The sequence below is a fragment of the Aeromonas sp. QDB68 genome (genome assembly GCF_027707405.1).
GTDB lineage: Bacteria > Pseudomonadota > Gammaproteobacteria > Enterobacterales > Aeromonadaceae > Aeromonas > Aeromonas caviae.
Window position 1 is genome coordinate 1 of sequence record NZ_JAPCIQ010000137.1, and the last position, 6,701, is coordinate 6,701.

A 6,701-nucleotide genomic window follows, 5' to 3' on the forward strand; every position below is an offset into this window, starting at 1 on the left:
GTGTGTTTGGAGACAGCCAGTTTACCAGCACCCTGTCTGTCAACTTCCACTTCCCCAAGATCCCGCGAAGAACCTTACTTAATAGCCCAAACATATACACATCCATGCGTTATTGGGTTTTCGGACTTATTGTAGGACAGCGCGTCATGATGTGACGGCTTAACTCAATATAATGCTCTATCTATCAATGTCATAAAGTTTGTGTCAAAAGTTGACGCCCCTCTCCTTTCGGCCTTGATTGCGGCCCCCTTGGTAATTGTGCCCTGGAGTGCTACCCTCCCGCCTCTTCTCGGGGTCGCCTGTTTGCGGAGAGGAAAACCTCGAATCCGCGAGGGTAAAAAGGCTATACTCTGCGCCCGTTGGCTAATTTTAAGACGATTGGTAGTTCTTCCATGCTGAAATGGCTCGTTCGCCTGTTTATTGTCATGATGCTGGGTGCTGTGCTGGGCGTTGCCAGCCTCATCGGCATCTACTTCTACATCAAGCCCCAGTTGCCGGACGTCAGCGCTCTGCGCGATGTCAAACTGGCTACCCCCATGAAGGTCTACAGCCGGGACGGGGAATTGATCTCCCAGTTTGGCGAAATTCGTCGCATCCCTCTGCGGCTGGACGAAATTCCCCAGTCCATGATCGATGCCGTACTCGCCACCGAAGATGCCCGCTTCTATGAGCACCCGGGCATAGATCCCATCGGCATCATCCGTGCCGCCACCGTCTGGGCCGTCTCCGGCCAGGCGCGCCAGGGCGCCAGTACCATTACCCAGCAGGTGGCTCGCAACTTCTTCCTGAGCAACGAGAAGACTCTTGTACGCAAGATCAAGGAAGTGTTCCTCGCCTGGCGCATCGAGCAGAACCTCTCCAAGGACGAGATCCTCACCCTCTATCTCAACAAGATCCCCCTCGGCTACCGGGCATTCGGGGTCGGCGCGGCCGCCCAGGTCTACTTCGGCAAGGAGGTCAAAGATCTGACCCTGGACGAGATCGCCATCATCGCGGGTCTCCCCAAGGCCCCCTCCATGCTGAACCCGATCCGTTCCCCGGAGCGCGCCTTCGCCCGCCGCAACGTGGTACTGGGTCGCATGCTGGAAACCGGCAAGATCACCCAGGCCCAGTATGACGAAGCCTCCAAGATGCCGGTCAAGGCCCGTTTTCACGGTGCCGAAACTACGCTGAACGCCCCCTATCTGAGCGAGATGGTACGCCAGAAGATGGTGGAGCAGTTTGGTGAAGATGCCTACACCATGGGGCTGCACGTCTACACCACCGTCACCGCCAAGCGTCAGCGCGCCGCCCATCAGGCGCTGCTGGACGGTGTCTTCGACTACGACACCCGCCACGGCTACCGTGGCCCGACCGCCTTGCTGTGGAAAGCCGGTGAAACGGCCTGGGACTACGAGCAGATCATGGCCCATCTGGCCAAGCAGCCGACCTATCAGCCCCTGATGGCCGCCGTGGTCACCCAGCTCGGCGACAAGAGCGCCACCCTGGTGCTCAAGAATGGCAAACAGGCCGAACTGGGCTGGAATGGCATCAAGTGGGCGCGTGCCTTCATCACCGACGATCGCCAGGGCTTTGCCCCGAAATCGGCGCGGGATGTACTGAAAGTCGGCGCCCAGATCTGGGTCAGGGAGAAGGGGGAAGAGTTGCTGCTCTCCCAGATCCCCGACGTCAACGCCGCCCTGGTGGCCATGAACCCGCAAGACGGCGCCATCGAGGCCCTGGTCGGCGGCTTCAGCTTCGAGCTCTCCAAGTTCAACCGGGTCGATCAGGCCCGTCGTCAGGTCGGCTCCAACATCAAGCCTTTCCTCTATGCCACCGCGCTGGAGCAGGGCTATACCCTGGCGTCCCTCATCAACGATGCACCGATCAACCAGTGGGATCCTGCCAAGGGCCCCATGTGGCAGCCCAAGAACTCGCCCGCCATCTATGAAGGGCCGACCACATTGCGCCTCGGCCTTGCCAAGTCCAAGAACGTGATGTCGGTCCGCCTGATGCGCGCCATCGGGCTGGATACCTATATCGACGGCCTGACCCGCTTCGGCTTCGCCCGTGATCACATTTCCGCCAACGAATCCCTGGCGCTGGGTGCGGCGGAGTTCACCCCGCTGGAAGTGGTGCGCGGCTACTCGGTGCTGGCCAATGGCGGCTTCCAGGTCACCCCCTACTTCATTACCGAAGTGACTGACAGCTTCGGCACCCCCCTGTTCGAGGCCAACCCGGCCGCCGCCTGCCGCGACTGCGGCGTGCTGGCCGCCGCCGGTCTCGACAGCGCGGATGCCTATGCCAATACCACGGCAGACTGGAAGGCCCAGTGCCCCATCGATCCTGTCGTGCCCAACAACATGGCACCGCAGACCATCAGCGCCCAGAGCGCCTTCCTCATCACCGACACCCTGACCACCGCCATCTGGGGTGGCAATGGCTGGCGTGGTACCGGCTGGCGGGCAGCCCGTGACCTCAAGCGTCACGACATCTCGGGCAAGACGGGGACCACCAACGAATCCCGGGATGCCTGGTTCTCCGGCTATACCCCGAATCTGGTGGCCACCTCCTGGATCGGTTTTGACAACCACCAGCGCGGTCTGGGCCGGGCCGAGTTTGGCGGTGGTGCCGCCCAGCCCATCTGGATTGACTTCATGAAGACGGCTCTGCAACAGGTGCCCGAGCGCAAGATGCCGGTCCCCGAAGGGATCATGCAGGTCCGCATCGATCGTGAAACCGGTCTGCTGACCAATCGCGCCGATGGCAGTACTACGGAGGAGTTCTTCAAGGAGGGCACAGAGCCCACCCGCTACGCGAGCCAGATCTCCGATGGCAACCAGGTGTATGGCGGTGACGATGCGACCACAGACGGTCCCGTCTCCACCGACGACATCTTCTAGGTCCCCCTGGAAACAACAAAAACCGGCGCCCAGGCGCCGGTTTTTGTTTCGGGATGACGAGCGGGCTGCGTCAGCCCAGCAGGGCTTTCATCAGACTCGAGATGCGGGCCGCCAGCTCATTGAAGCAGGGGCGGCGCACCGAGTAGTGACGATAGAGCAGGGAGATGGTGCGCCCCGGCACGGGGTTGATTACCGGGCGATAGCTGACACCCCCCTCCTCCGGGTTGGCGGGCACGGCGAGCCTGGGCACCAGCGTCATGCCGCTGCCAGCGGCGACCATGTTGCGCAAGGTCTCCAGACTGGTGCCCTTGAAGCGCTGATCCTCACCGATGCCTGCGGCAAAACAGAAACCCATCGCCTGATCCCGCAGGCAGTGACCGTCGGCCAGCATCAGCAATTTCTTGCCCTTGAGATTGTGCAGGGGCACCGCCTTGGCGCTCGCCTCCGGGTGATGCTGAGGCACGGCCAGCCACATGGGCTCCTGATAGAGGGGGATGGCGCCAAACCCCTCCATCCCTTCCAGCTCCGCCAGCACGAGGCAATCCAGCTCCCCCTCCTCCAGCCGCTTGAGCAGCACCTGGGTCTGATCTTCGTAGAGGTAGAACTCCAGCTTGGGGAAGTGTTCACGCAGATCCTGGATGATGTGGGGCAGCAGGTAGGGGCCCACGGTGGGAATGAAACCGATGTGGATCTCGCCGGACATGGGCTCGGCGAAGTGCTGGCCTATGCTCTTGAGCTCTCGCGCCTCTTTGAGCACCTTGCGCGCCTGACGGGCCATGGCATCGCCGGCGGGCGTGAACAGCACCTTGCGGGAGGTGCGCTCGATGAGGATCACTCCCAGTTCATCTTCCAGCTTGCGCAGCTGACCACTCAGGGTCGGCTGGCTGACAAAGCAGCGCTCCGCTGCCTTGCGAAAGTGTTTCTCCTCTTCCAGCGCTACCAGATATTCGAGATCGCGAAGGTTCATAGGTACTGCATCCTGCCGTTCAATGAGGCCGATAGCATGCACAAGAACGGTGCGGGGGACAAGGGAGGCGCGCAGACGGGTCTGCCCTCTCCCTCTCCTTTGACAAGCCGCAGGCGATGGGCGAGAGACTCACCCCATCAGGGAGGTGATGTGATCCGCGAACGCCGCTGGCTCTCCCAGATAGGAGGAGACAGGCAGCACAACGACGCGCTCCCCTTGCATCAATCCCAGGGTCGGGAACCCCTGCCCGCCGAGCCGGCGCAGCCACGCCTGGCTTGTGGCCAGATGGCCCACAAGATCGACCCGACCAAAGGCCAGGGCGAATGCTTCCGGTGTCAGCCCCTGCTCCCGCGCGAGCGCCGCCAGCCGTGTCGGGGAACCGACCCATTCCCCATCCCGGTAGTGGGTTTCCTGGATGCGGTGCAACAAGGCAAGGCCGTCGCCGCCAAGCTCGCTCACCGCCAGAACGGCGCGTATGGGCGGCTCGGAGTCGAGGAGCAGTGACTCGTTGAGCAGAAGCTCGTTGAAGTAGCGCTCACCAAAGCGCTGTCCGGTGAGGGCATGGATGCGCTCGTCATGGGGGCGCACATAGTCCCGCAGGGGCTGTCCCATGGCCTGGCGCCTGGCGCCCATCCAGAGGCCCCCCCCATGCAGTTCGATGCGAAGGCCCGGGATCTCGGCAGCGGCTTTCAGCAGGGGGGCGGCGCCATAGCACCAGCCACAGAGGGGGTCATAGACATAATGGAGGGTTGTTTGCGCTTCGTTCATCATCATTCTCGCTTCAATGCTGGATAAAAAACCGGGCCCTCGGGCCCGGAAAAAAACACAGGGATGTAGGCGTCAGGGAGTTACCACTTCATCTCGCCGGTATTGACCTTGGCACCGATGGCCAGGCCATCATCGACCGGCAGGGAGGGGTAAGCCTTCTTCAGCGCTTCAATCAGCTGGCCGGAGTGCTTGGTCTTGGCCAGCTCTTGCTCAAAGCGCTGCACGTAGTCACGGGTGAAGGTCACGGCTTCGGTACCCTTGGGCGCAGTCCCCAGGAAGTGACCCGGCACCACGCGCTCAGGTTTCAGCGCCAGCAGATTGTTCAGCGCCTTGACCCAGTGGCTGCGAGCGGCCTTGGACTGGCTGTCCGCCATCCAGACGTGCACGCCGCTGTAGACCGGCACACCACCAAAGGCCGTCTTGATGGAAGGGGCCCAGAGGTAGGCATTCGGGGTGTTCATCTCTTTGATTTCAATCTTCTCGCCATCCAGCGTCAGGTGGCTGGCCGTCATCACTTGCGGCACGGTAAGGCTCTTGGGTGCATCCTTGCCCAGGATCGGGCCCCAGTAGCTCAGCTTGGCATCCTTGGTCTGCTTGATATGGTCGACCACATGCTGGTCGGCCAGCACCTTGACATCCGGGAACGCCGCCATGACGGGTTCCAGACCGAAGTAGAAGTCGGGGTCACCGGCACTGATATAGACAGTGGTCAGCTTCTTGCCGCTCTTCTTGATCATGTCCACCAGCGCCTGACCATGTTGCACATCGAACTGGGCATCGATCAGGATGGCCTCTTTGTCACCGGTTACCAGTGAGGAGGAGACGGGGAAGATGGCCTTCTCGCCGGGGTTGTAGACGGTCACGGTCAGGGGGGCCGCCAGGGCGGAACCCGTCATCAGGAGGCTGGTCAGGGTCAGGGTACGCAGTGTGTTGTTCATCAGATAACGCTCATCGGTGTGGATTAATGGAATGAGCGCAGTTTATTGCATCACCATCGATACAAATACCGCATAATGGGCGCATCACTGTTGCACAAATCGAGCATATAGGGGCACAAGATGGATAGGCTGACCGCATTGCGGGTCTTTGTCTGCGTAGTGGAACAGGGCAGCCTGAGCGGCGCCGGGGAGAAACTGGAGATGTCCCGCGCCATGGTGTCGCGCTACCTGGCCGAGCTGGAACGCTGGATGGGGGCCAGATTGCTGCACCGCACCACCCGCCGGCTGAGCCTGACCGGGCCGGGAGAAGAGGCGCTGAACCGGGCCAGAGCCATGCTGGCCCTGGGGGAAGAGATGGAACACCTGGCCATCCGCCATGACGAGGCCCCCAAGGGGCAACTGCGCATCACCTGCAGCTACTCTCTCTCCGAAGCCCTGCTGGTCGGGGCGGCGAACGACTACCTGGCCCGTTACCCCGGCACGGCGATCGACATCCTGCTGCTGGACCGGACGGTCAATCTGGTGGAGGAGCGAATCGATCTCGCCCTGCGCATCACCAATGACCTCGATCCCAACCTGGTGGCCCGCAGGCTCGGCACCTGCCACTCGGTGGTATGCGCCAGCCCCGCCTACCTGGCCCGCCATGCTCCGCCGCAGCAGGTGCAGGATCTGGCACTGCACAACTGCCTCACCTACACCTATTTCGGCAAGAGCCTGTGGGAGTTTCTGGGGCCCGATGGTCCCGAATCCGTCCCGGTGAGCGGCAACCTCAGCGCCAACATCTCCAACCTGCTGCTGGCCGCCACCCTGGACGGGGCGGGGATCAGTCTGCAACCCGCCTACTCGGTTCACCCCCATCTGGCAAGCGGCGCCCTGGTCCCCCTGCTCACCCCGTGGCAGCCCAAGCGCCTCGGCGTCTATGCCGTTTATGGCACCCGCAAACAGATGTCCCCCCTGCTGCGCAGCTTCCTCGACTTTCTCGTGGAGCGGATGGCGGACGATCCCCTGTGGCAGGAAGCCCCTCCCTCTCTCTGATCCCTGCGAGCCGCACAAAAAAGGGGCCTCGCGGCCCTAATGCCAGTCAGTTAAGCCTGACTGGCATTGTTTTTACTAGGTTTTCTCGTCGCATACTTCTGTGGTTTGGCT

General features: G+C 61.9%; 5 protein-coding genes. 2 read left to right on the forward strand and 3 right to left on the reverse strand.

Annotated features, from left to right (window positions below):
• The first annotated feature begins 392 nt into the window (after positions 1 to 392).
• Positions 393 to 2,882 (forward strand): penicillin-binding protein 1A, encoded by a 2,490-nt coding sequence (locus PG892_RS20810; protein ID WP_010673818.1) that lies wholly within the window; start codon positions 393 to 395, stop codon positions 2,880 to 2,882.
• Positions 2,883 to 2,952: 70 nt separating this feature from the next.
• On the opposite strand, the gene oxyR is transcribed toward PG892_RS20810, so the two are convergent.
• The 3 genes from oxyR to PG892_RS20825 all read right to left on the reverse strand — a co-directional run bounded on the left by oxyR (position 2,953) and on the right by PG892_RS20825 (position 5,555).
• On the reverse strand, positions 2,953 to 3,849 hold the full coding sequence (gene oxyR, locus PG892_RS20815; protein ID WP_010673817.1) for a DNA-binding transcriptional regulator OxyR: 897 nt from the start codon (positions 3,847 to 3,849) through the stop codon (positions 2,953 to 2,955).
• Positions 3,850 to 3,978: 129 nt separating this feature from the next.
• Positions 3,979 to 4,623, reverse strand: a complete 645-nt coding sequence (locus PG892_RS20820) for a DsbA family protein (RefSeq protein WP_010673816.1) — start codon at positions 4,621 to 4,623, stop codon at positions 3,979 to 3,981.
• A 74-nt stretch (positions 4,624 to 4,697) separates the two neighbouring features.
• Positions 4,698 to 5,555 carry a Vmh family MBL fold metallo-hydrolase gene (locus PG892_RS20825; protein ID WP_010673815.1) on the reverse strand — a complete coding sequence of 286 codons (858 nt, stop codon included), beginning with the start codon at positions 5,553 to 5,555 and terminating at the stop codon, positions 4,698 to 4,700.
• A gap of 120 nt (positions 5,556 to 5,675) precedes the next feature.
• Here PG892_RS20825 and PG892_RS20830 point away from each other — a divergent pair, with 120 nt between their 5' ends.
• On the forward strand, positions 5,676 to 6,590 hold the full coding sequence (locus PG892_RS20830) for a LysR family transcriptional regulator (RefSeq protein WP_029314115.1): 915 nt from the start codon (positions 5,676 to 5,678) through the stop codon (positions 6,588 to 6,590).
• The last annotated feature ends 111 nt before the right edge of the window (positions 6,591 to 6,701 follow it).